The organism is Chryseobacterium vietnamense (assembly GCF_031454475.1).
In the GTDB taxonomy this organism is placed as follows: domain Bacteria; phylum Bacteroidota; class Bacteroidia; order Flavobacteriales; family Weeksellaceae; genus Chryseobacterium; species Chryseobacterium vietnamense.
Genome location: NZ_JAVDQX010000001.1, coordinates 1,485,338 through 1,506,629, shown reverse-complemented (window position 1 = coordinate 1,506,629; position 21,292 = coordinate 1,485,338). Strand labels below are relative to the sequence as shown.

Sequence of the window (21,292 nt, the reverse complement as noted above, 5' to 3'; positions counted from 1 at the left end):
TTGTTTTTTGAAAACGCAAAGACAAAAACTACTTTGTACCGTATTTAATTTATAAACTTAAAATATAACTTTCCGATACCTTTTTAAAACCATACTTGCTGAAAAAATTATGAGCACCATGATTGTTGACTCCGCTTTCCAGTAAAATAAAGCTGATATTCCAGTTTTTAGATTCATGGATGGCTTTCTCCAGAAGTTTACTTCCCAGTGACTGACCTCTTACAGACTGATCAAGAAGCATATCTTCCAGAATGGCATATTTTTTAAAAGGACTGTTGATCACATTAAAAACCATCATGCCGACAATTTCCCCGTTTTCATTTTCTGCAATCAGAATATTCAGTTTGGAGCTGCCATCAGAATTAAAATCAGTAATCAGCTGTTCGGTAAGAATCAGTTCAAGATCCGGATTCCAGTGGTGTGAATCTATCGCTCTGCCGGACATCATTTCGCCATGGGAAATATAAGAATCTGTTTTGTGGGTAATAAAAAAGTCTACGAGTTCTTTCACGCGGCTTTTATCGGTAAGCCATTGAGTAGTATATTTCATGAGGTGATGGTTTTTATTTTAGATTTTTCAGTTCTTCCAACAGTTTATTCTGTTTATTGATGAATTGATTGAGGCTATCTGTTTTCAGAGGATGCGCATTCTGGTATTTTTCAATTTCGGGAAGCGTTTTTCTGATTTTGAATACAACGTATTGATCATGAACTTTTGTTCTGTTTGCTTTTATTTTAGCGATGAGGTCCCGGATAGTTTGTGTTTTTATGTCATATTTTTCAGAACTGGTTTTTATCTCTTTTTCAATCTGTTTCTTTGTGACAGAATCGGTTACCGAATTTGATAGTGCCGTTGCATCATTATAGTATATTTCTGATTTTTGAATAACATCATCATATTCGGTCATTGCATCCTCTGTTTCCTGATTAATAATCGTTATTCTTTTGTCAAGATCCTGTAAAGCCTTGTCATTTTTTATCAGCTCCTGATAGATTTCATGAACGAGGTTTCCTTCACGTGAGGAGTATCTGGTATTTTTTTTAATAGCTCCAGAAACTGAAGATTCAGCATTATCAACTGCATTTTCTACGGTAGGAGCTTGCCGCGATTTATTTTCACTGCAGGAAAGTAAAGAAAGAACTACAGCAGAAGCGAAAAGTATTTTTTTCATAGTATGTTTTGTTTGGATTGAAAATCAGCATCATATCCAAAGCAACTAAAATTACTCATTTCAATTCTAATACAAGTGATTAAAGGATATGATTTTAATTAGTTGAACAAACTTTGAAAAATGTTACATCCATAAAAAAAACGGAGCCTGAAACCAGACTCCGCCTATAAAATTTTTTACGCTAAAATTATTTACCCAGGTAAGATTTAAGGATCTTGCTTCTGGTATTGTGTTTTAGTCTCTTAATTGCTTTTTCTTTGATCTGACGAACTCTCTCTCTTGTAAGATCGAAAGTTTCACCAATTTCCTCTAAAGTCATTGGGTGTTTTCCGTTCAGTCCGAAGTACAATCTTACTAAGTCAGCCTCTCTTGGCGTCAAAGTATTCAATGCTCTTTCAATCTCGATTTGCAGAGATTCAAGCATCAGATCTTTATCAGGACTTGGAGATTCTCCTGAACGTAATACATCATAAAGATTAGAATCTTCACCTTCTACTAAAGGTGCATCCATAGACAGATGTCTTCCGGAGTTTTTCATTGATTCTTTAATATCTTCCTCGCTCATGTCAAGAACTTCAGCCAATTCTTCCGGAGAAGGTGGTCTTTCATTTTCCTGCTCAAGGTGAGCGTATGCTTTATTGATTTTGTTGATAGATCCAATCTTGTTCAATGGTAGTCTTACAATTCTTGACTGCTCAGCCAATGCCTGTAAGATTGATTGACGGATCCACCATACTGCATAAGAGATAAATTTGAAACCTCTAGTTTCATCGTACCTTTTTGCCGCTTTCATTAATCCTAAGTTACCTTCATTGATCAAATCGGGTAAAGAAAGACCTTGATTTTGGTATTGCTTAGATACAGATACTACGAAACGAAGGTTGGCTTTGATTAGTTTCTCAAGTGCGGCTCTGTCGCCTGCACGTATTCTTTGTGCCAATTCTACTTCCTCGTCCGCAGTAATCAGTTCCACTTTACCAATTTCCTGCAAATACTTGTCTAATGAAGCAGTTTCCCTGTTGGTAACCTGCTTAGTGATTTTTAATTGTCTCATTTATTTTTTCCTCAAAAAAGAGTTACTATAATATATACGTATGAAAAGGTAAAAAGGTTACACTGGATTCAATATTTTTTATACAAAATATACTATAAAATGTATTAGTGATTTTTTAATAATAGATTAAATAATTGATAACTAGATTGTTGTGTGTTTTGGTTTATAATTTAAAAAATAATTATAAATTCTAAAATAATAAATTCATTTACAAAACTTTATAATTTTACTAAACCTTAAACCTTAAACCTTAAACTTTAAATTTTAAACAAAAAAAACGAAACCGAAGTCCCGTTTTTATATCTAAAAGTACTATTTCAGGTTATATTGAGTACCCGCAAACCTGAAAACCGTAACCCGCAACTAGAAAAGCTCGTTTAATACTTTTGCCAGTCTCAATCCTCCGTATAGAAGCTGTCTTTCCATCGTTTCATTGAACTTATACTGATAGTCGTAAGACAATTTAGAATCGTTTGGAGTCTGTGCATAGATCTTGTTGGCGATTTTATGAGAATCGTACAACCAGTCTTCCAGTGTTCCGGACTGGATCTGTGCTACTTCCTCTTTAGATTTGATATCTAGAAGTTTAGAATATTCAGTGTAACTGTATTTTTGAGAATCTACTAATTTTCCATCCCAAACAGAGTGTAAATTAGTTTTTTCCCCGAAATAGGTAACATTGATTTTATTTCCACCCAAATCTTCAGCTCTTCCTACGTGTAATGGCTGAGCAAGGTCTCCCATAATATGGATAAGGAAAATTAAAGCAATTTTTCTGTCTTTTTCAGAAGTGTTTTTGTCTTTGATCTGGCTGGACAATGTGTTTACCTGAGTATAGAGGCTTGGTCCTGCCTGTGCTTTTAAATTTTGTTCAAAAGCTTTAAAGTCGGTCATCGGATCAATGTTTACATAATGCCATGATGAAGCCTGCTTCCAGGTACCTGTGGTATCAGATTTGATAAAATCCGGCCAGTTCGCCCAGTAAGCCAGACGCTCTTTTCCCATGATCTTTTTAATTTCTCTTCTTGCTTTGCGGGAAAGGTGGTTTTGTGCAATGTCTGCAATCACTCTGTGTCCCGTTAATCCCCACGCATAAGAATAAAGTGAAGAGGCCATGAATGCTAAAATCAGAATTTTAGAATAAATACTTTTCATTTTAAATAACAATTTTCAGTCTGCAAAGATACGGCCCACTTTCGGAATGAGCATGCATTATCCTGAATTTATTCCGTATGATGATGTTAATAAAATTTAATTTACATAAAAGAAGCAGTTATAGTAGGTTGGGCAGTTTGAATTTTTTTGGTAATGAAGGTAGGATAGAACATAAAGAAGAACAATTTAAAATCCAAATCAGAACCTTAAGCTTTAAATTTTAAACCTTAATTAAAAAACCATTAATCAATTGATTCTGAATAGGTAATTTTAAATTCAGAAAAGCAAATAAATAGGCTATTTACCGTATTTTCACGGAATTTGTAGAAAATTATTCCTATTAATGTCAATAAATTATTATTTTTAGGATAAAATTATTGTAAAAATATTTTTTCAAACTTATGAGATATATTATCTTTACAAGTCATAATCAGAGGAAACACTATGTATGAGAATAATATTGTAGATATGCATTACAATAAGCTGCAGACAGACTTTAAGGCTGAAGCTGTGGCTGTAAACCTCTTGAAATACCATCGTGCGGTAAGCAATATCTTCATTGAGCGTGTAGGTGTGAACGACCGTGCTTACCTGAAAGATATTAAAAGTATTTCAAGCAGTTATTTAGGATTTGACGAGGAAGTTTTTACTATAGAGACTTACAGGGAAGGTATTTACGACTATCTTCCGGAAGGTTTATTTCATCCGCCGTCTCTTGGAGCTTCCAGAAAGAATGTAGATACTGTGGTAAGGGAAATCCGGAAACAGAAAAGGGTAGAGGATGATGCCCGTAAGTTTTTCCGTCCATTTGAGCTGGAAGTTTTTTTTACGGAAATCAGTGCTTTACTTAAAGAATCAGAATTTGATATCACCAGCAGTACAGACTCTTTACTGGAAACAGTAAGTGAACTTTGGCCTATGATAAAAATGCTGGACAAGCAGAGTGCCTATATTTTTATGCATATTTTGCCGTTTTTTCATCAGATCAGAGGAGACAAGAGATGGTTTGAAAGATGTATGACTGCTTTTCTGCAGGTACCGGTAAAAGTAAGTTTTTCACCTAATATTATTGACGGGATTGAGAAAAATGATAACTCCATGTTACTTGGAAATTCAAGACTGGGAGTCACCTATATTCCAAGCGGGCCTCATATGGACGGGCAGCGAAACTGGGTGGTGAACATTGGTCCCATTCCTTATGGAGATATGAAGAAGTATATTCAGGGAAGTCCGTTCAGAAATGTGCTTCAGGCTCTTTATGATTATTTTCTTCCCGTAACAGTGGATGTGGAGGAGAATTTTGTCACAGAAAAGGAGGAATATTCATTCAGCCTTGAGGACGATGAAAGAAATGCCAGCCGCCTTGGATACTCTACATTCCTCTAAATTATTTTATTATATTTACAACTACCAACAAAGTATAAATTCGAAAAGAAACAAATGGAAATTTCTTCAGTAAAAGGTATTTTTTTAAGGTATATCTTAATGCCTTTAATCGCAATTATTATGATGGTTATACTCGGTGTAATCAGGAGAAATAAACCTGCGATCAAAATTAAAGTAATTATTATATACGTACTCCTTTGCAGCTTATGTCTGGCTATCCCGGGTGTTTTCGGGTTTGCGGGAAATCTTTTTAATCCGTACTGGTATCTTATTGCACAGGTGATTTACCTTATTTTTGGGATTATTCATGTGAATCTGCTGCATAAATATTTCAAAAAGCATATCGATTCTCTGGCAATGAGCATTCTGTTTGAATCTATCCTTTCACTGACATGTATCGCTTTGGGTGGATATCTTTTCACACTGATCTTCAACTGGATGAGCAAAGGCACAGGATATGCTGTAATGGCAGCAACAAGTATGGTGATCTTTGTGGTTCCCATGGTTTTTTATTACTGCTATATTCAGTTTATCAGTATTCCTTTTGATATTTATAAAACATGGAGATATTCTCCTGATCAGAAACTTCCAGATTTTGAGGGAGCAGATTTTGACAGATTAATGGTCCTGAATGTTGAACTGAGCAAAAAATTAGAAGATACCAACCGATTCAGAATTAAAGCGAAAACACTTCCTACAGGAGTTACATTCGGAGATTGGTTCTACAGGGTAGTAGATGATTATAACCATAAAAATCCGGGTTCAATTATCCATCTTTCAGACGAAGGAAATGAGCCGTATTACTGGATTTTCTACACAAAAAAATCGTTTTTCAGTTTTAGAAAATATATAGATTTCGACCACGACATTACGACAAACAACATTTCTGAAAATGAAGTGGTGATTTGTAAGAGAGTTATTCAGCATGAAGAGGAGGGAGTCACAAGAAAATCATAAACACAAAAATTAAAAAGTATTAAACATGATACAGCCTATTAAACATTTTGCCATCAATTGGGTGGATGGGATGAAAGTTTCCCAGAGACACCTTAATGATCAGGATAATTTCTTAATTGATACCATCAGAGATTCCAATTCCCTTGGAATTACTACATATAACTACGGACTTCTGCCTATTTCCAATGAATTTACAGACCGTACTATTTTTGACGTTCACAATACCGCAACCAATGATGTACAGCTGGTCATCAAGCGTTGCAGCGCGGTTACAATGGCAGGATACCGTATTGAACTGACAGACAGAAGAATCAGCGTAAAATCATTGGCGAAATCTATGAATGAAGAGCAGGCCGATGGAGAATATTATATTTTGATCTCTGTAAATCCTTTTGATAAAGTACCTTTCGGAGATATTGATCCTGAGGAAATTCCGCCACGACACCCAAGTGCACAGCCGAATCATCATATTGAACTGCTTCCTGTAACATCTTTGAACAGCAGCTATTCAGGAGGAAATTATCTTATTATCGGTAAGGTAGATTTAAAAGGAAATATTGCACAGGTAGATTCCAACTTTATTCCGCCTTGTACTTCTGTACAGAGTCATCCGGCTTTGGTAGATTATTACAGCAGCTATGCGAAGTCTATTGGAAATCTTCAGCAGTATGCTTTTAAAATTATTCAGAAAGCATCTCACAAAAATCAGAATACAGCTTTAGCACAAAATGTTAAGTTCTTGTGTACTACCATGGTGAATACTTTTGGAGATATGTATTTCCAGTTCAGAAATATTACGCCTTGGCAGCCACCTGTATTTTTAATTGAATCTTTTGCAAGACTGGCGCTTCATTTATACAATTCAACCCAGCTTCTTGTTCCTGCAGAACTGGAAGAAATGCTGAACTACAGCTTGGAGTGGAGCGAAATTGCGCCTCATACTTTACTGAACCAGCTTTCTATTGTAGCAGAAACGAATTATGACCACCATAATTGTGGTGAACCATTGCTTTATATTCAACAGATGTTGAGAAGCCTTGAAATTATCTTCTCTAAACTGAGTGAGCTTGATTATATCGGCCAGAGAAAAGAAAATATCATCGTTAATGAGCAGGAAGTATCCACGAATACAAACCCAAAAAGAGGTTGGAGTGTTTTAGATTAAAATCACTGATTAAAAATAGAGTCCCGGATGAAAATTCGGGATTTTTTATGGGGGTATTTAGGAAAAATTAAAAGTAAATTTGTTGTAAGGATAGATAAAAATGAATTCAGAGGTTATAAGAAAAGATACTCCGGGATGTTCGGATAAAATATTTTTAAACAGTGCAGGCGCATCATTGATGCCAAAAACCGTTGTGGATGCTACCATTAAGTTTTTGTATGAAGAACAGGAATTTGGAGGCTATGCGGCGGCAGTACAAAACGCAGGTCTCATCAATCAGTTTTATGAAGAGACGGCAAAACTGATTAATACAAAGCCTTCCAATATTGCATTTGCAGGCAGTTCTACAGATGGCTATGCAAAAGCTCTGTCCAGCATTTCTTTTAAAGAAGGCGACTGTATCATTACCACTAATGATGATTATATATCCAATCAGATTGCTTTTATTTCTTTGCAGAAAAGATATCATATTGAAATCATCAGGGTTGCGAATCTTCCTGACCATGAATTGGATCTTGAAGATTTTGAAAGATTAATTAAAAAACATAATCCTAAATTAATTGCTGTTACTCATATTCCTACCAATTCCGGTTTAATTCAGAATGTGGAAGGAGTGGGAAAGTTATGTAAACAGTATGATGTTCTGTATCTTGTGGATGCCTGTCAGTCTGTGGGACAGATCGTGGTGGATGTAGAAAACATCCATTGTGATTTTCTCACGGCAACCGGAAGGAAATTTATGCGCGGACCGAGGGGAACAGGATTTTTATATGTTTCAGATAAAGCCTTAAACCGGAAAATGTATCCTTTATATTTGGATAGTCTGGGAGCTAAATGGACCGCATTTGATGATTATCAGGTTCATGACACAGCCAAAATATTTGAGCTTTTTGAAAGACCTTATGCTGCTTTGGTGGGATTTGCAGAAGCTTTGAGCTATGCTAATGCCATTGGAATGGATCAGATTGAGAGCTACAACCGGAAGTTGGCAGATACTTTAAGAATTAATCTGCAGAATAATGATTTCAGAGTGCTGGATAAAGGAAATAGATTAAGCAGTATTGTCACTTTCTGCCAGCCAGATGGAAATGTAGAAAAAATTCATAAGGCTTTGAGTGATCATAAGGTGTTTTTTAAGGAAAACCGCAGAGAAGATGCTTTAATTGATTTTACCTCTAAAAATGTAGACCACGCGATCCGGTTATCTCCCCATTATTTCAATACGATGGAAGAAATTGAAAAAGTATCACAACTTTTAGAAAATATCCGCCATTAAAATGGTGGTTTTAAATATGAAGCGCCCTGGCATTCGCCAGGGCGCTTCATATTTATTTTTTGTTCAAAAGATCAAGAGTATGTTCTACATGTCCGCCTCCTTTCCATTCATCGTGTCCGGGGATAATCAAAGTTGCCTGTGAATATTTGTTTTTCAGCTTTGTCATGGTTTTCGGCCATTCTGCAACATTAGCCTCTCCGGTGTAGCCAAGATCAACTGCAGCATTACTTTTTACAAGACAGCCCCCATCAAGAATTTTATATTTCGGGAACCATACCACAACATTGTCGGCTGTGTGCCCTTCACCAAGAAAGTCAACTACAAATTCTTCACCACCAATACGGTAAGGTTTTCCTGTTTTGATAAGTTCGGTAGAAGTAGCTTTTCCTTCTTTCTTTAACAGTTCATTGGTTTTTGCCGTAGCGTAAGTTTTAATTCCTTTTTTATTATAAAAGCTTAAATCTCCGGCTCTGTCTTCATGCGAATGGGTAGCAAACACTGCAATCACAGGAACGTTATGGCGTTTCTGAATGGTATCCATCAAACTTTGATATTGTGTTTTCTGCCATGGAACATCAAATAAAACAACTCCTTTTTTAGTTACCAGATACACTGCATTGGTAGAATATTCCTTTCCTCCGAATACTCCAAAAGTCTTGTAAATATAAAAATTAGGTTGAATCTGTGGCTCAATTACAAAATCTCTTACCTGAGTGGTTTGAGCATTTCCCAATGGGCTTAGCAACATCGAAATAATAAAAAACGGAATGCTTTTTTTCATAATTTTTTGAGTAATAATTAATGTATGTATTTGTCAGAAAAGACAAAGTCTGTAGATTGTTTTGCAAACCTAACTAAAAATAAATTTTCGGGTATTGAGAGAAGAAGAGTTTAACCGTTTTTTAACAGTATCGAAAAAATCTTTAATAGCTTAAAAACTAAAATCAATATTTTTAAAATCATTAAGATTATTAAGTTGTTAAGTGCTTCTTAATGTTTAATTTTTTAAGTGTCAAACCTAACAGGTTTTAAAAACCTGTTAGGTTTATTCTTTCAAGGTTTACGTTTTTAGTTTTAATGATTTTTAAAACCTGTTAGGTTTATTTGGGATTGAGTAGTAAGTAAAGTTTCGCTGTAAGCTTAAAATCAGAATGATTTATCTTAACTATACTTTATTTCTTAAATCTTCCTTAATGGTTTAAATTTTTTGATGAATTAAAGCAAACCTCACAGGTTTCAAAAACCTGTGAGGTTTATTTTTTCACAAAATTAAAATCAGATATTTTTAAACCATTAAGATTATATTAAGTTGTTAAGAGTATTAAGACAAATGCGTGGAGCTTAACAATCGGAATGGTTCATCCAAACTATATTTTGTTTTTTAAATGCTTTTTAATGATTTTAACTTCTCAATATTAAACCTAACAGGTTTTCAAAACCTGTTAGGTTTATGATGGAATTCGTTAAGACTATTTCTTAACCAGTATTTTTTCAGTAGCTTTTTTGCTTAAAATTTCTGTTTTGCCTTCAATTTCTATCGTCATTGATTTGTCAAAACTTTCTATTTTTATAATTTTTACCTTTGTATTGAGCAGTAATTTCCTGTCATTCAAGTAGGTCAGGAAAGCATCATCGGAAAGGGTAACAGAGGCAAAAGTTACATTTTCTCCCGGTTCGCAATTGCTTAATTTTTGCAGATCCTGAGCAATAATATTGCCATCTTTATCAGGAATAGGTTCTCCGTGAGGATCGAATTTAGGATGATCCAGGATTTCGTCCATTTTCTCAAAAAAGATTTGAGAATGCACATGCTCAAGCTGTTCTGCAATCTCATGAACGTTTTCCCAGCCGAAATTCATCTTTTTTACCAGGAACATTTCGGTAAGTCGGTGTTTACGAACAACAAGGGCTGCTTCACGTCTCCCGCTTTCTGTAACGATCAGGGGCTTGTAGGTTTCATAAATGACCCACTTTTTCTCTGCAAATTTCTTCATCATATTATTGACACTCGGCATTTTGACATTTAAAAATTTGCTGAGTTCATTAATCGTAACCTTTCCTTCATTGTCAACTAAATGAAACAAAGCTTTCAGGTAATTCTCTTCTGTTAGGGTTGTTTTCAAAATGTTAGATGATTTTCAGTACAAATCTAACAAAATAAAACGAAAAGTTGACTCTTGTTATTTTAACTTTTTTTACTTTTACTCTATGAAATTTTCATTCAAAAACGATTATTCTGAAGGCTGCCATCCCAATATCTTACAGGCACTTTCACAGTATAATCTTGTACAGCAGGCTGGCTATGGAGAAGATGAGTATTCATTAAAAGCGAAAGCATTAATTAAAGAAAAAATCAACAATCCGGATTCGGAAGTTTTTTTAGTTTCAGGGGGAACGCAGGCTAACTTAATTGTTATTTCAGCGATCTTAAAACCTTATCAATGTGTTATTTCCGCAGCACCCGGACATATTCTGAATAATGAAACAGGAGCTATTGAGGCCACAGGTCATAAAGTATTAAGCATTGAAACGGCAGATGGTAAATTAAAACCGTCAGATATTATCCCGATTTTAGAAGGACATCGTAATGTACCGCATCAGGTAATGCCCAAATTGGTTTATATTTCCAATTCTACAGAGCTGGGAACAATCTACCAGGCAAAAGAACTGGAAGAACTCTCTGCATTTTGTAAGGAAAATAAATTATATCTGTTTATGGATGGGGCAAGACTTGGGCATGGGCTGACAGCTGAAATCAGCGATCTTACCTTGGAAAAAGTAGCTGCTCTTACTGATGTTTTTTATCTTGGAGGAACTAAAAACGGAGCTTTAATTGGAGAAGCGATTGTGATAAATAATCCTGTATTACAGGAAGATTTTGCTTTTAATATCAAACAGAAAGGAGCATTATTGGCGAAAGGAAGACTGTTGGGAATTCAGTTTTTAGAGCTGATGAAGGATAATCTGTATTTTGAACTGGCACAACATGCCAATCAGCAGGCAATGAAAATTAAAAAAGCTTTGCAGCAAAAAGGAGCTGCATTTCTTTCAGATACCTATACCAACCAGATTTTTCCTATTCTCAATAACCAGCTTATAGAGATACTGTCTGAGAATTTTGAGTTTTATGTCTGGAAAAAAGTAGATGAAAATTTTTCAGCCATTCGTCTTATTACTTCATGGAGTACAGATGATGAAGCTGTGAACCGTTTTATTGAAATAATCGAACAGAATTAGCAATAAAAAAAACAGCCTTGGAAAAAAGGCTGTTTTTGTTTTATAATGGATTACTTTTTCAAAGCTTCGCTGACTATTTTACAGTCTGCAGGCGTTAGCTTCTGTCCGTCTTTATAGCTGATTTTTTTCTCGTCAGCATATTTGGTTTGTCCGTCCTCTTCTTTGTGATCACCAATACCTTCCGTTAAAGTATTATCTTTCTGCAGGAAGTAGATATCTCTTTTGCTTTTTTTACCTTCAGAGCTGAATTCATAAGTTAGCTTCAGGGTATCTCCGGATTTGAAACCTGTTACATCTCCTTTTGAACTGTCTTTTTCGCTGTTTTTATAAGATAATTTTCCGGTGATTGTTCCTAAATTGTCATCAATAGAAGCAAAAACACTGTCTTTTCCTGTAGCCCCGATATAACAGAACGATTTTGGCCCAAGAGTATCTATTACAGGTTCTTCCACAGCAATGGTATCTGCTTCCACTTTGGGAGCCGGTGCTTCAGTTTTCTTATTACAGTTGATTAAAAAAGCTGATACAGCGCCCAATAAGATTAATTTTTTCATATCCTTAATTGTTAAAATCAAATTTCTATTCTGCTAAAATAATAATAGTATTTGTATATTAAAAGTAATGAACTCTAAGAAAAACGTAAAAAAAGGTGAAGACCTGCATGAATAAAGGATTTTAGGAGAATGATAAAATTGAAATGGTGCAGTGAAAAGCTACTTAAAGAAGTCCAACTGAAAAATCAGGTTACCAAATCATTACCTATGTTCTTTTAGGGCTAAATATGTAATTGGTTGTAATTCTGAATTTTGCATTGTATTTCATATTGCCTCGTAACTCAATTGAATTTAATTTTAAATATCAAAACATTGAGTTATGGAAACTACAAAAAGGTCAACTTTTAAGTTACTATTTTACCTAAAAAAAAACGCACCTAAGAAAAATGGTGCGGTAGCTATTATGGCGAGATTAACCATTAATGGCAATATCTCTCAGTTTAGCACTAAGTTGGAAATTAATCCACAACAGTGGGATTTAAAATATGGAAGGGTAAATGGTAAAAGTAGGGATGCAGTGGAAACAAATCAAAGACTGGATAAAATAAGAGTCCGTATAGAGCAGTGTTATTCTAGGATTTTGGATAAGGATCATACTGTATCTACTGAAAAACTGAAAAATACTTTTCTTGGTTTGGATAGTAACGAATTTACACTGTTGCAATTTATGGATAATTTTATCGTGGACTTTAAAAAGAAAGTAGCTAGTGGTACCCGATCAAAAGCTACTTGTTCTACATATTCCATACTTCGTAATAATTTAGCCGGTTTTATTATGTTCAATTATGCCAAAAATGATATCCCCTTAAAGGAAATCAACTGTGCTTTTGTGCAGGATTTCGATTATTATATGCGTAATGAAAAAAATAACTGTCACAACACAATATGGGCATATATGGTTTCATTAAGAACGATCGTAAAGCTGGCCATCAGCCGAAAGTTACTTTATGATAATCCTTTTGTTGAGTATAGCAATATTCGTAAGGATAAGGACAGAGGTTATCTTATGAAAAAAGAACTGGAAGCGCTTATCGAATATCAACCTATGAAAAAAAATATTGAGTACATAAAAGATATGTTCTTATTTAGTTGCTTTACCGGACTGTCTTACAGCGATATTAAAAGATTGGATAAGACACATATACGTGAATTTTTTGATGGCAATATATGGATCATTCTACGGCGTAAAAAAACAACAATATCCTCAAATATTTTATTGCTCGATATTCCTAAAAAGATTATTGCAAAGTATGAAGGTACTGCAAAGAACAGTCTTCTTTTTACTCTGGTAGGCAACTATCAATGTAATCTTAGTCTTAAAAAGCTTGCAAGGGAAGTAGAATGCCTTAAAGGAAAAAAAATATCCTTTCATATAGCACGGCATACCTTTGCTACTTTATTTTTAAGCGAAGGTGTGCCACTGGAAAGTCTTAGTAAGATGATGGGGCATAAAAACATAGCTACTACCCAGATCTATGCTAAAATCCTTAATGAGAAGGTGGGTCGGGATATGGAAGAAGTATCTCATAAATTTAAGGAGCTAGAAGCTGCTTTTAATTCATAAGATTTTTTGGTATATCATTTTGCTTTGTAATTATTTTCCAACAGGTTCAAAATATCTAATTCCTTGTACAATATTTTTCCCTGAATTTGTACAAAAGGTAATATGCGATCGTCCCGGTATTGTTGAAGTGTGCGCCTGCTGATATGAAGCAAGCGACATACTTCATCGCCGGTTAAATATTTTTCTTCCTGATGGGACGGTCGTAAATATCGGCTTATCTGCTTAATATGTTTTTTAATAGCATTCAAATCTTTAAGCCAGGATAAAATTTCTTCGGTAGCGTTTTTTATAGATTGCATCCTTTAATTTTTTGATTGAACTAATGCGATTACATCATTATATTTAAAATAATTTTTCCGACTGATGCAGGTGCAGGGCAATAGGCCTTTTTGCTTATAATTTTGTAGGCTTCTTTTACTAATATTCAAAAGCTGACATACCTCCTGATTATCCAGCCACCTGTTTTTACTATAGGTGGATTGATATGGTGCAGCTATTTCTGAAAGTAATTTGTTAAGCCCCTCAATTTCTTTATTCAAGGCTTCGTAGGCATTCTTTTCTATGAGTATAAATTCCATAATTCAATTTTGAATTATGAAGCTATGGGACTGCTGAACATAAGTCTTCAAACTGTCTTTCAATTGCAGTAATAGGTAGTGAATGGCTCATTTAAGTATTCTATAAGCCGTTACAAATAAGCAGATTTCTCAAAAAATAGTTAGGAAAATATTTACAATAAAATCTTAGTAAATCTTTTGTGGCAGTTTGAATGATCTACTGGTCATTTTTTATAACCAATATCACATTTTTTGAAACCGTTGATTCGGAAGTGTAATACAGTCTGAATTCTTTTTCATGCAATGGATATAGATCATTTGGCTGCATAGTCGGATTATTAAAGAACCGCAAATTGCTTTTTTGGAGCACCAACGGATGATTTCTCGAATTTTTTTAAAGAAGATTTATTGCGGATAGAAAGTATATATTAATATTTTGATTTGGGGATAAGCTGTTTTAATACCAAAATTTATATAAATATTACCTTTTATAAAATATTACTCGGAGAACTGCAAAATATGATGACTGTCCTTATCCTTTCTGATAATTAGAACAGATCATTTCCTTTAAACTTGCTCCAAAGTCGGGAAACGTTTGAAAGCAGGGATTATAGAATGAAAAAACGGACATAAGAGAGTGAAATCTTCAAATGTCGGTCTTGTGACCAAGACGAGCGTATCTTCAAACACTTTTATAGATGATTTGATTCGATTAAGTCAAATTAAAAATCAATTACTAATCCCAATTTTATCAAACAAGTTATTTTAGCTTTTTTCTAATGCAATTTAATTTTTTAAACTATTAGAAATCAGCAATGGAATAATAAGCCTTAATTTGGCTGTGTTGGTCTTGTACCCATACCCGAAGAGGTATCGAAACATTTGGTTGAGGATTTGGAAAGAATTGTAGAATTAAATAATCCTGTGATGTGACCTCAAAGAGCGTATCTTCAAACACTTTTATAGATGATTTGATTCGGTTGAGCCAAATAAAAAAAGACTTACAAAGCTCATTTTTAACAGGTAATTTTCATACACTTTAAACTACTTGCAATATAATTTTAAGCATTTAAAAAAATGGTGATTGACGTTATTGGTCTTTAGTTAGCTTCGATTGTCTTTTATTCCTTTGCTGAAGTTTACGAAACATTAGGCTATAGTAAATTACATTTTTAATACTTATATGTGTAGTTTGATTTTCTTAACTTTGAAAAATGAGAAAAAGATAAAAAGAGCTGTTTCGGAGTTTAATACTGAGTTAAAATTAAAAGGTTTCCGTGCGTTTCAAATTGAGCAGGACGGAAACGAAACCCGTGTGTACAGCAGAAAAGAATTCTATAAAATCTGCCTTACGACCGGGAAAAGTAAAATTCATTATTCCGATAAAAGTTTTGAGCAGGAGGGAACGGTGCTTTTTTTCGGAAACCCACATATTCCATATTCCTGGGAAACAATTTCTACGACTTATAAAGGATATACCATTCTTTTTTCCGAGGAATTTTTTAAGAATTCTGAACGCTCTGAAAGTTTACAGCAGTCATCTTTCTTTAAAATCGGTGGAACTCCTGTTCTGAAAATTACCGAAGAGCAAAGACAATTTCTTAATACCATTTTTCAAAAGATAATTGCAGAACAGGAAAGCGATTATGTTTATAAGGATGAGCTGATACGCAACTACATAAGTCTTATCATTCACGAATCTTTAAAGCTGGAACCTGCAGAAGATTTCGACCAGAATAAGAATGCGGCATCAAGATTATCATCAGTTTTTCTAGAACTGTTAGAAAGACAATTTCCTATTGAAACTACACACCAATCTCTGCAACTGAAATCAGCTCAGGATTTTGCAAAGAATCTAAATGTTCACGTCAATTATCTCAATCGTACCATAAAGGAAGTTACCGGAAAATCTACGACAGCGCATATCACAGAACGTATTCTTACAGAAGCAAAAGCATTGTTGCAGCACACCGATTGGAATATTTCAGAAATGGCTTTCGCTCTCGGATTCGATTATCCGACGTATTTTAATAATTTCTTTAAAAAACAAACAGGTGCCAATCCAAAAGCATTTCGTTTGACCGAGGTTTGAATTTCTTAATTTTTGGTTTGATTATCATTAACTGGTAGCACTCCGCTGTTTATAATTTTGTATCAGTAATTTTTAAACAAAATTCAGATATGAAAATAGCAACAACAGTGTTGGCTTTGTCCTTTCTTTTCATCGGACAGGTATTCGCACAGAATAAAAAATTATATCAAAGAAAAATGAATGCAGCAGAACAAAATGAACATTATACTTTTCAACTCAGCGATAAAGTAATCCGAAAATCGGTTACTTTCAAAAATCGTTACGGAATCACTCTTTCAGGAGATTTATACCTTCCCAAAAACTCTGGGAACGAAAAATTGGCAGCGTTGGCAATCAGTGGACCGTTTGGTGCGGTGAAAGAACAATCTTCAGGTTTATATGCCAATCAAATGGTGGAAAGGAGGGGTGCCGTTATTGCTTTTGATCCTTCTTATACCGGCGAAAGTGGAGGTGAGCCAAGAGATATTGCATTTGTTTACAAATTCTGATAATTTTAATTAATTATTCTGATTGCTATTTCTCCTAAGTTCCCGTTCTATCTCATCAATTTCCAACAAAGGAAGCTGATAACTTTCACTTATGTATTTTAGAATATTTTTATTTGTTTTATTATTTACTTTTCTGATAAAAAGATAATTGGAAGATTTTAGAGTTTCGATGAAATTATCAGCATATTGGTCTTTATTAAAAAAACTTTTTTCAATAACTGCTCTTTTATCGTCATTTACGATAATATCATTAAATACGGTATTGAGAAGAACCGTCTGAAAAAATGATTCGGCTGGTAAAAGAGTATGGAGATAGTAGTCTTCAAAATCCATTACCCTCTTATTATTGGTCAAGAAAACACAGGTTTCTCTTGTAAAAATAAACCATTTTCCACCAATATAAGGGATAACACCCTTCATAAAATCTCTTTTATATATTAATGAAGAGATTTTGTGGGTTAGCTCTGTAAAGTGATTTTGTATTCTTTGAAGAGTATCTGGCCTGTAAAACTTCTGATCATAATAAAAAATATAATTTCTTCCATTATTGACTGTAAGAAATTTACGTATAGTATTTTGTGACTTAAGGGGGGAATCTTCACCGCTTAGATTGATAAAATAATTCCAGTCATTACTAACATTCAAAAGGTATTCCATTGCATTAAGTTCAGCCTTAATCATGCTAAACCCTCCAGCTACAATATTTATACTTTCCAAAATATATACATTGGGAAAGTGTATTAAATATAATTGTATTTCTTCTGTAAATTCTGCTTTTGCCTTCCGATCAATATGAATAAGATAAAATTGATCCCTTGTATAAATCTTCTGAAACATTTCTTTAAATACATCAGGTTTATGATGGATCATAATAAAATAAGCAATCCTCACCTGCGAAGCAGAATGTAGGTCGGAAGTTTGGGAATGGGGAAGAGTTATGGGAAGTGACGTTTGCATAGGAGTGAAATTTAAAATCATCCGCACAGGCAAACAATTCAGTTTATGCGTGTAATTTACGAATATATTTTTGATAATCAGTTAATTAAATTGACTGTAGTTTAATTGTTTTATTGTACATTTGCAAAGCATTTATAAAACAGGTTTCTGCCTTTGCTATTCTGTAATAGTTTAAACTCACAATTTTTTCTTTCAGTCTTTGCTTTTTCAGCCACCCAATTATCAATCGGGTTTCTAATGTGAAATGCTATATAAATTTTTTCATCTTAGAATGATGCGTTATTGCAGGCTTATCAATGATAATTATTTGATTTATATTAAGCTAAGCAAGTGAAAGTGATGAGAAAAGAAGTTCTTAACTCATCCTGTCGTACACCAATTCAAATTCTGAAAAGTGAATTTGCTTACAAAATATCGGGAAATCTGTAAATTATGATGAGTTTTAAAAGTTTAAATTTAATTAATCCAATAATCCGTGCTGTAACAGAGTCAGGATATTCCAAGCCAACTGAAATACAGTATTCCGCTATACCGCATATTCTTGCCGGAAAAGATATTATAGGATGTGCCCAGACAGGAACGGGGAAAACGGCAGCTTTTGCAATGCCTATCCTGCAGCTGTTAAAAAAATATACTCCTGAACATAAAGAAATAAGGACATTAATACTTACACCGACTCGTGAGCTGGCAATACAGATTGAAGAGAATTTTGCTGTTTACAGCAAATATTTACCTTTATCACAGTTTTCTATTTATGGAGGAGTTGCAGCAGGAAATCAGCTTGCCGCCCTTAGAAAAAGAGTAGATATTCTGGTGGCTACACCAGGCAGATTACTGGATTTGGCCAATCAAAGACATATTGATCTTTCTAAAATAGAAATATTAGTTTTGGATGAAGCAGACAGAATGTTGGATATGGGATTTGTCAATGATGTCAAAAAAATTTTGAGGCTAATTCCTCAGAAGAGACAGACCTTGTTTTTTTCAGCTACAATGCCCGCATGGATAAAAAAAATTGCAGAAACAATTCTGAATAATCCTGTAGAGGTTACTGTAAATCCAGTATCTTCAACGGCACAAACGGTGAAACAATCCGTCTATTTTGTGGAAAAAAAAGATAAAAACAGGTTTACTAATTGATTTATTGCAAAATGAACATATAATGCGTTCACTGGTTTTTACCCGTACTAAACATGTTGCCAATAAGCTTGTACAGCAATTGGAAGGGTAGGGATTTTTGCTGCAGCAATTCATGGAAACAAATCTCAGATGGCAAGACAGAATGCTCTTGATGATTTCAAAAACAGTAAGATTAAAGTGTTGATAGCTACAGATATAACAGCTAGAGGAATTGATATTGATGATCTTCCTCATGTAGTGAACTACGAGCTTCCCAATATCCCGGAAACTTATGTCCACCGGATCGGTAGAACCGGAAGGGCAGGAATGGAAGGTACTGCTATTTCATTTTGCGATACCGATGAGCGATTAGATCTTAAAAATATTCAAAAACTGCTCGGATTTACAGTACCGGTCAGATCATTTTATAAATAAAGTCTGTAGCGTTTACAGAACATACTATTCAATTTTTAATAATAATTACAATGCAACAAGGCACCGTAAAATTTTTCAATGAAGCAAAAGGCTTCGGATTTATTACTCCAGCAGATGGAAGTAAGGACATATTTGTACATTCTTCAGGATTGAGCGTAAGTGCAATTCGTGAAAATGATAAAGTCGTTTTTGATGTACAAAAGAGCGACAAGGGCTTAAATGCTGTCAACGTAAAATTGGCGTAATTAATCTTTAATATCATCTGTTTGAAATAGACATTATTTTCAATTTCAGTATTATATTTTTTATTTTTTTACAATTCAAAGTCCAGTAACCTTCGGAGTTTGAGTATATTGTTTGAAAGAACATTGGTGTAAGTTTAATTACTTTTTATTTTCATAATGTTCATTTGCCTCTCACAGCACGTGAGAGGTTTTTCAAGAAATAATTTTCATCATCTTAAATAGTAAGACATTCAAACATGATTATTATTAACAATTTTATTGAATATAAAGTTTTGGAAGGGCAAATGGTTGGTTTTTCTGACTGGTACACTATAGACCAGCAGCAAATCAATAGTTTTGCAGAAGCAACTTTAGATGATCAGTGGATCCATATTAATGAGGCAAGGGCAAAAAATGAATATCCCTTTAAATCCACTATTGCTCATGGCTATTTGCTATTAGCGCTAATCCCTTATCTATGGAAGCAAATTGCTGAGGTGAGGAACGTGAAAATGGAAATTAATTATGGGATTGAGAATTTTAAGTTTGGTCAAGCTGTATTGGTAGGTAGTGATGTAAGGCTCCAGGCAACTGTTAAATCAGTTACCGATTGAGAGGGACTATAAAAGTAGCGGTAGAAGCAAAACTTCTAATAAGAAATCAAAGTAAGCCTGCTTATACGGGAAACGTTATCTTTCTCTATCATTTTTTTGAAAAAAATAATAGTAATGACGGTATATTGGATTAATTCCATTTAATTCCTTATCTGAATAAGGTTTGATTAGTAATTGTCAAATAACATCATAACCATTCACTCCCAAAATAAAGTAATGTTCAATTATTCTTTGAGCTTTCTTGCACATCGATAAAAGATCATTTACTGATGTGTTGTCGAAACTAAAGTCATCATGGGTTTTCACAATATATTCAGTTACTATTTCAATATTCATTAAATCAATTTCTGTTACATCGGTTTTCAGCCTATTTTCTTCTTTGAAGAAAGGAATTTTACGGAAAATAGAATCGTTAAACCGAAAGAGATGTATTGTTTTCATTATAAACTATTTAATAGGATGGAAAATTTAGGTTGAGGCTTTGTCAAGAAAGCTTATCTTTTATTTTTCTGTAGATCCTTTTTTTAGTTAAGGTACGTTCTGATGGTAATGGGTACAAGCCTCCTGAAAGGATATACAATAAGCTGCCCCAAAAATTATTTTTCCTACATAATTCATGACTGTAGTTAGTTAATATTTTTATGTATTCGTGTTCATATTCCTTTGCTTCCTGTAATGTGTAATTTTCTGGAATATCTTTAATAATATCCATAACATTTTGGTTAAAGGTTTTAGGTGAATATTTTTCTATAAAGTCTAATTCAAGCCTGCACATCCCGATAAGTGGAGTAAGTAAAGAAAAAATTTCATCATAAAAATTATAAATATTTACCTTCCAAGATAAGCTTTCTTCTTCCGGTAAAACCTGAATAGTCAACAGAATAAGTTTTTTATGGATTACTTCCATTTCATCTGTGTAGAGTTTGTTTTGCTGCCAGAATATGAGTGAATTGATTTTATTTTTTTTAATAATATTTCCCAGTATATATTCAAACTGGATTCTAATATTCTTTATGTTCTCACTCAGGTCTTCTAAAACAGACTGCCACAGGTTATGCTGGCTTAAGCTGCAGTATGTACTGAATACCAATCTTGATTTGTTAATAAGCTGCTGTAATTCTTTTAATATTCTAAGAATTTCCTTAGCGTCTCTTTCTAAGGTGATGTTGGTATTTCGCAGATAGAAAAGAGAGGTAAACTGGGAATAATAGGCTCTTCTTGAAATATTTTTTTTATTTCTGAGTCCCGATTTGCTCTTTGGATGCTTGATTAACTTTTTCATTAGA

Annotated in this window: 22 protein-coding genes and 2 pseudogenes; 11 read left to right on the top strand and 13 right to left on the bottom strand. The window is 34.0% G+C overall.

All coding sequences use genetic code 11. The features are described from left to right. Nucleotides 1-49: 49 nt before the first annotated feature. The 4 genes from J2786_RS06710 to J2786_RS06695 all read right to left on the bottom strand — a co-directional run bounded on the left by J2786_RS06710 (nucleotide 50) and on the right by J2786_RS06695 (nucleotide 3,381). On the bottom strand, nucleotides 50-550 hold the full coding sequence (locus J2786_RS06710; protein WP_047430025.1) for a GNAT family N-acetyltransferase: 501 nt from the start codon (nucleotides 548-550) through the stop codon (nucleotides 50-52). A 13-nt stretch (nucleotides 551-563) separates the two neighbouring features. Then, the gene (locus tag J2786_RS06705; protein WP_047430028.1) at nucleotides 564-1,172 is read right to left on the bottom strand and encodes a hypothetical protein; all 609 of its coding nucleotides are present in this window, start codon (nucleotides 1,170-1,172) and stop codon (nucleotides 564-566) included. A 187-nt stretch (nucleotides 1,173-1,359) separates the two neighbouring features. Next, nucleotides 1,360-2,226: a sigma-70 family RNA polymerase sigma factor gene (locus tag J2786_RS06700; protein WP_002979276.1), complete on the bottom strand. Its 867-nt coding sequence runs from the start codon at nucleotides 2,224-2,226 to the stop codon at nucleotides 1,360-1,362. Nucleotides 2,227-2,589: 363 nt separating this feature from the next. Continuing rightward, the gene (locus tag J2786_RS06695) at nucleotides 2,590-3,381 is read right to left on the bottom strand and encodes a S1/P1 nuclease (RefSeq protein ID WP_047430031.1); all 792 of its coding nucleotides are present in this window, start codon (nucleotides 3,379-3,381) and stop codon (nucleotides 2,590-2,592) included. A 444-nt stretch (nucleotides 3,382-3,825) separates the two neighbouring features. Between J2786_RS06695 and J2786_RS06690 the strand changes: the two genes are divergently transcribed. The 4 genes from J2786_RS06690 to J2786_RS06675 all read left to right on the top strand — a co-directional run bounded on the left by J2786_RS06690 (nucleotide 3,826) and on the right by J2786_RS06675 (nucleotide 8,165). Next, a complete protein-coding gene (locus tag J2786_RS06690; protein ID WP_047430034.1) occupies nucleotides 3,826-4,767 on the top strand; it encodes a type VI secretion system baseplate subunit TssG in 942 nt (313 codons plus the stop codon). Between the two features lie 54 nt (nucleotides 4,768-4,821). Then, the gene (locus tag J2786_RS06685) at nucleotides 4,822-5,724 is read left to right on the top strand and encodes a TssN family type VI secretion system protein (RefSeq protein WP_047430037.1); all 903 of its coding nucleotides are present in this window, start codon (nucleotides 4,822-4,824) and stop codon (nucleotides 5,722-5,724) included. 25 nt (nucleotides 5,725-5,749) lie between these two features. Then, nucleotides 5,750-6,889, top strand: a complete 1,140-nt coding sequence (locus J2786_RS06680; protein WP_034697821.1) for a hypothetical protein — start codon at nucleotides 5,750-5,752, stop codon at nucleotides 6,887-6,889. 100 nt (nucleotides 6,890-6,989) lie between these two features. After that, nucleotides 6,990-8,165 carry an aminotransferase class V-fold PLP-dependent enzyme gene (locus J2786_RS06675; protein ID WP_047430044.1) on the top strand — a complete coding sequence of 392 codons (1,176 nt, stop codon included), beginning with the start codon at nucleotides 6,990-6,992 and terminating at the stop codon, nucleotides 8,163-8,165. A 52-nt stretch (nucleotides 8,166-8,217) separates the two neighbouring features. Here the strand turns inward: J2786_RS06675 and blaIND are convergent, their stop codons facing one another. Further along, complete coding sequence (blaIND, locus tag J2786_RS06670; RefSeq protein WP_047430047.1) at nucleotides 8,218-8,946, bottom strand: IND family subclass B1 metallo-beta-lactamase; 729 nt, start codon at nucleotides 8,944-8,946, stop codon at nucleotides 8,218-8,220. Between the two features lie 688 nt (nucleotides 8,947-9,634). After that, nucleotides 9,635-10,288, bottom strand: a complete 654-nt coding sequence (locus tag J2786_RS06665; protein ID WP_047430050.1) for a metal-dependent transcriptional regulator — start codon at nucleotides 10,286-10,288, stop codon at nucleotides 9,635-9,637. Nucleotides 10,289-10,373: 85 nt separating this feature from the next. Between J2786_RS06665 and J2786_RS06660 the strand changes: the two genes are divergently transcribed. Beyond that, on the top strand, nucleotides 10,374-11,402 hold the full coding sequence (locus J2786_RS06660) for a threonine aldolase family protein (protein WP_310024364.1): 1,029 nt from the start codon (nucleotides 10,374-10,376) through the stop codon (nucleotides 11,400-11,402). 50 nt (nucleotides 11,403-11,452) lie between these two features. On the opposite strand, the gene J2786_RS06655 is transcribed toward J2786_RS06660, so the two are convergent. Then, a complete protein-coding gene (locus J2786_RS06655) occupies nucleotides 11,453-11,956 on the bottom strand; it encodes a hypothetical protein (RefSeq protein ID WP_047430054.1) in 504 nt (167 codons plus the stop codon). Between the two features lie 319 nt (nucleotides 11,957-12,275). Here J2786_RS06655 and J2786_RS06650 point away from each other — a divergent pair, with 319 nt between their 5' ends. Next, the gene (locus tag J2786_RS06650) at nucleotides 12,276-13,520 is read left to right on the top strand and encodes a site-specific integrase (protein WP_047430057.1); all 1,245 of its coding nucleotides are present in this window, start codon (nucleotides 12,276-12,278) and stop codon (nucleotides 13,518-13,520) included. Between the two features lie 14 nt (nucleotides 13,521-13,534). Here the strand turns inward: J2786_RS06650 and J2786_RS06645 are convergent, their stop codons facing one another. From J2786_RS06645 to J2786_RS06635, 3 genes are all read right to left on the bottom strand, one after another. After that, nucleotides 13,535-13,819: a helix-turn-helix domain-containing protein gene (locus J2786_RS06645; RefSeq protein ID WP_047430060.1), complete on the bottom strand. Its 285-nt coding sequence runs from the start codon at nucleotides 13,817-13,819 to the stop codon at nucleotides 13,535-13,537. A 3-nt stretch (nucleotides 13,820-13,822) separates the two neighbouring features. Next, complete coding sequence (locus tag J2786_RS06640; RefSeq protein WP_047430063.1) at nucleotides 13,823-14,098, bottom strand: helix-turn-helix domain-containing protein; 276 nt, start codon at nucleotides 14,096-14,098, stop codon at nucleotides 13,823-13,825. Nucleotides 14,099-14,294: 196 nt separating this feature from the next. Continuing rightward, nucleotides 14,295-14,447: a TraQ conjugal transfer family protein gene (locus J2786_RS06635; RefSeq protein ID WP_226798643.1), complete on the bottom strand. Its 153-nt coding sequence runs from the start codon at nucleotides 14,445-14,447 to the stop codon at nucleotides 14,295-14,297. A gap of 837 nt (nucleotides 14,448-15,284) precedes the next feature. Between J2786_RS06635 and J2786_RS06630 the strand changes: the two genes are divergently transcribed. Continuing rightward, nucleotides 15,285-16,169, top strand: a complete 885-nt coding sequence (locus J2786_RS06630; protein WP_226798642.1) for a helix-turn-helix domain-containing protein — start codon at nucleotides 15,285-15,287, stop codon at nucleotides 16,167-16,169. Between the two features lie 89 nt (nucleotides 16,170-16,258). Beyond that, nucleotides 16,259-16,639, top strand: a pseudogene (locus J2786_RS06625) (alpha/beta hydrolase); the annotation flags it as partial. 27 nt (nucleotides 16,640-16,666) lie between these two features. On the opposite strand, the gene J2786_RS06620 reads toward J2786_RS06625, so the two are convergent. Continuing rightward, the gene (locus J2786_RS06620; protein WP_047430069.1) at nucleotides 16,667-17,614 is read right to left on the bottom strand and encodes a beta-1,6-N-acetylglucosaminyltransferase; all 948 of its coding nucleotides are present in this window, start codon (nucleotides 17,612-17,614) and stop codon (nucleotides 16,667-16,669) included. 435 nt (nucleotides 17,615-18,049) lie between these two features. Here J2786_RS06620 and J2786_RS06615 point away from each other — a divergent pair. From J2786_RS06615 to J2786_RS06605, 3 genes and pseudogenes are all read left to right on the top strand, one after another. Continuing rightward, nucleotides 18,050-19,168: pseudogene (locus tag J2786_RS06615) on the top strand (DEAD/DEAH box helicase). Nucleotides 19,169-19,218: 50 nt separating this feature from the next. After that, nucleotides 19,219-19,413: a cold-shock protein gene (locus J2786_RS06610; RefSeq protein ID WP_047430072.1), complete on the top strand. Its 195-nt coding sequence runs from the start codon at nucleotides 19,219-19,221 to the stop codon at nucleotides 19,411-19,413. Nucleotides 19,414-19,649: 236 nt separating this feature from the next. Further along, entirely contained in the window at nucleotides 19,650-20,006 is a 357-nt protein-coding gene (locus J2786_RS06605) for a MaoC family dehydratase (protein ID WP_226798641.1), read from the top strand. Nucleotides 20,007-20,183: 177 nt separating this feature from the next. Here the strand turns inward: J2786_RS06605 and J2786_RS06600 are convergent, their stop codons facing one another. Both J2786_RS06600 and J2786_RS06595 read right to left on the bottom strand, forming a co-directional pair. Further along, nucleotides 20,184-20,447: a hypothetical protein gene (locus J2786_RS06600; RefSeq protein WP_047430076.1), complete on the bottom strand. Its 264-nt coding sequence runs from the start codon at nucleotides 20,445-20,447 to the stop codon at nucleotides 20,184-20,186. 43 nt (nucleotides 20,448-20,490) lie between these two features. Further along, nucleotides 20,491-21,288 (bottom strand): hypothetical protein, encoded by a 798-nt coding sequence (locus J2786_RS06595; protein ID WP_142016419.1) that lies wholly within the window; start codon nucleotides 21,286-21,288, stop codon nucleotides 20,491-20,493. Between the last annotated feature and the right edge of the window lie 4 nt (nucleotides 21,289-21,292).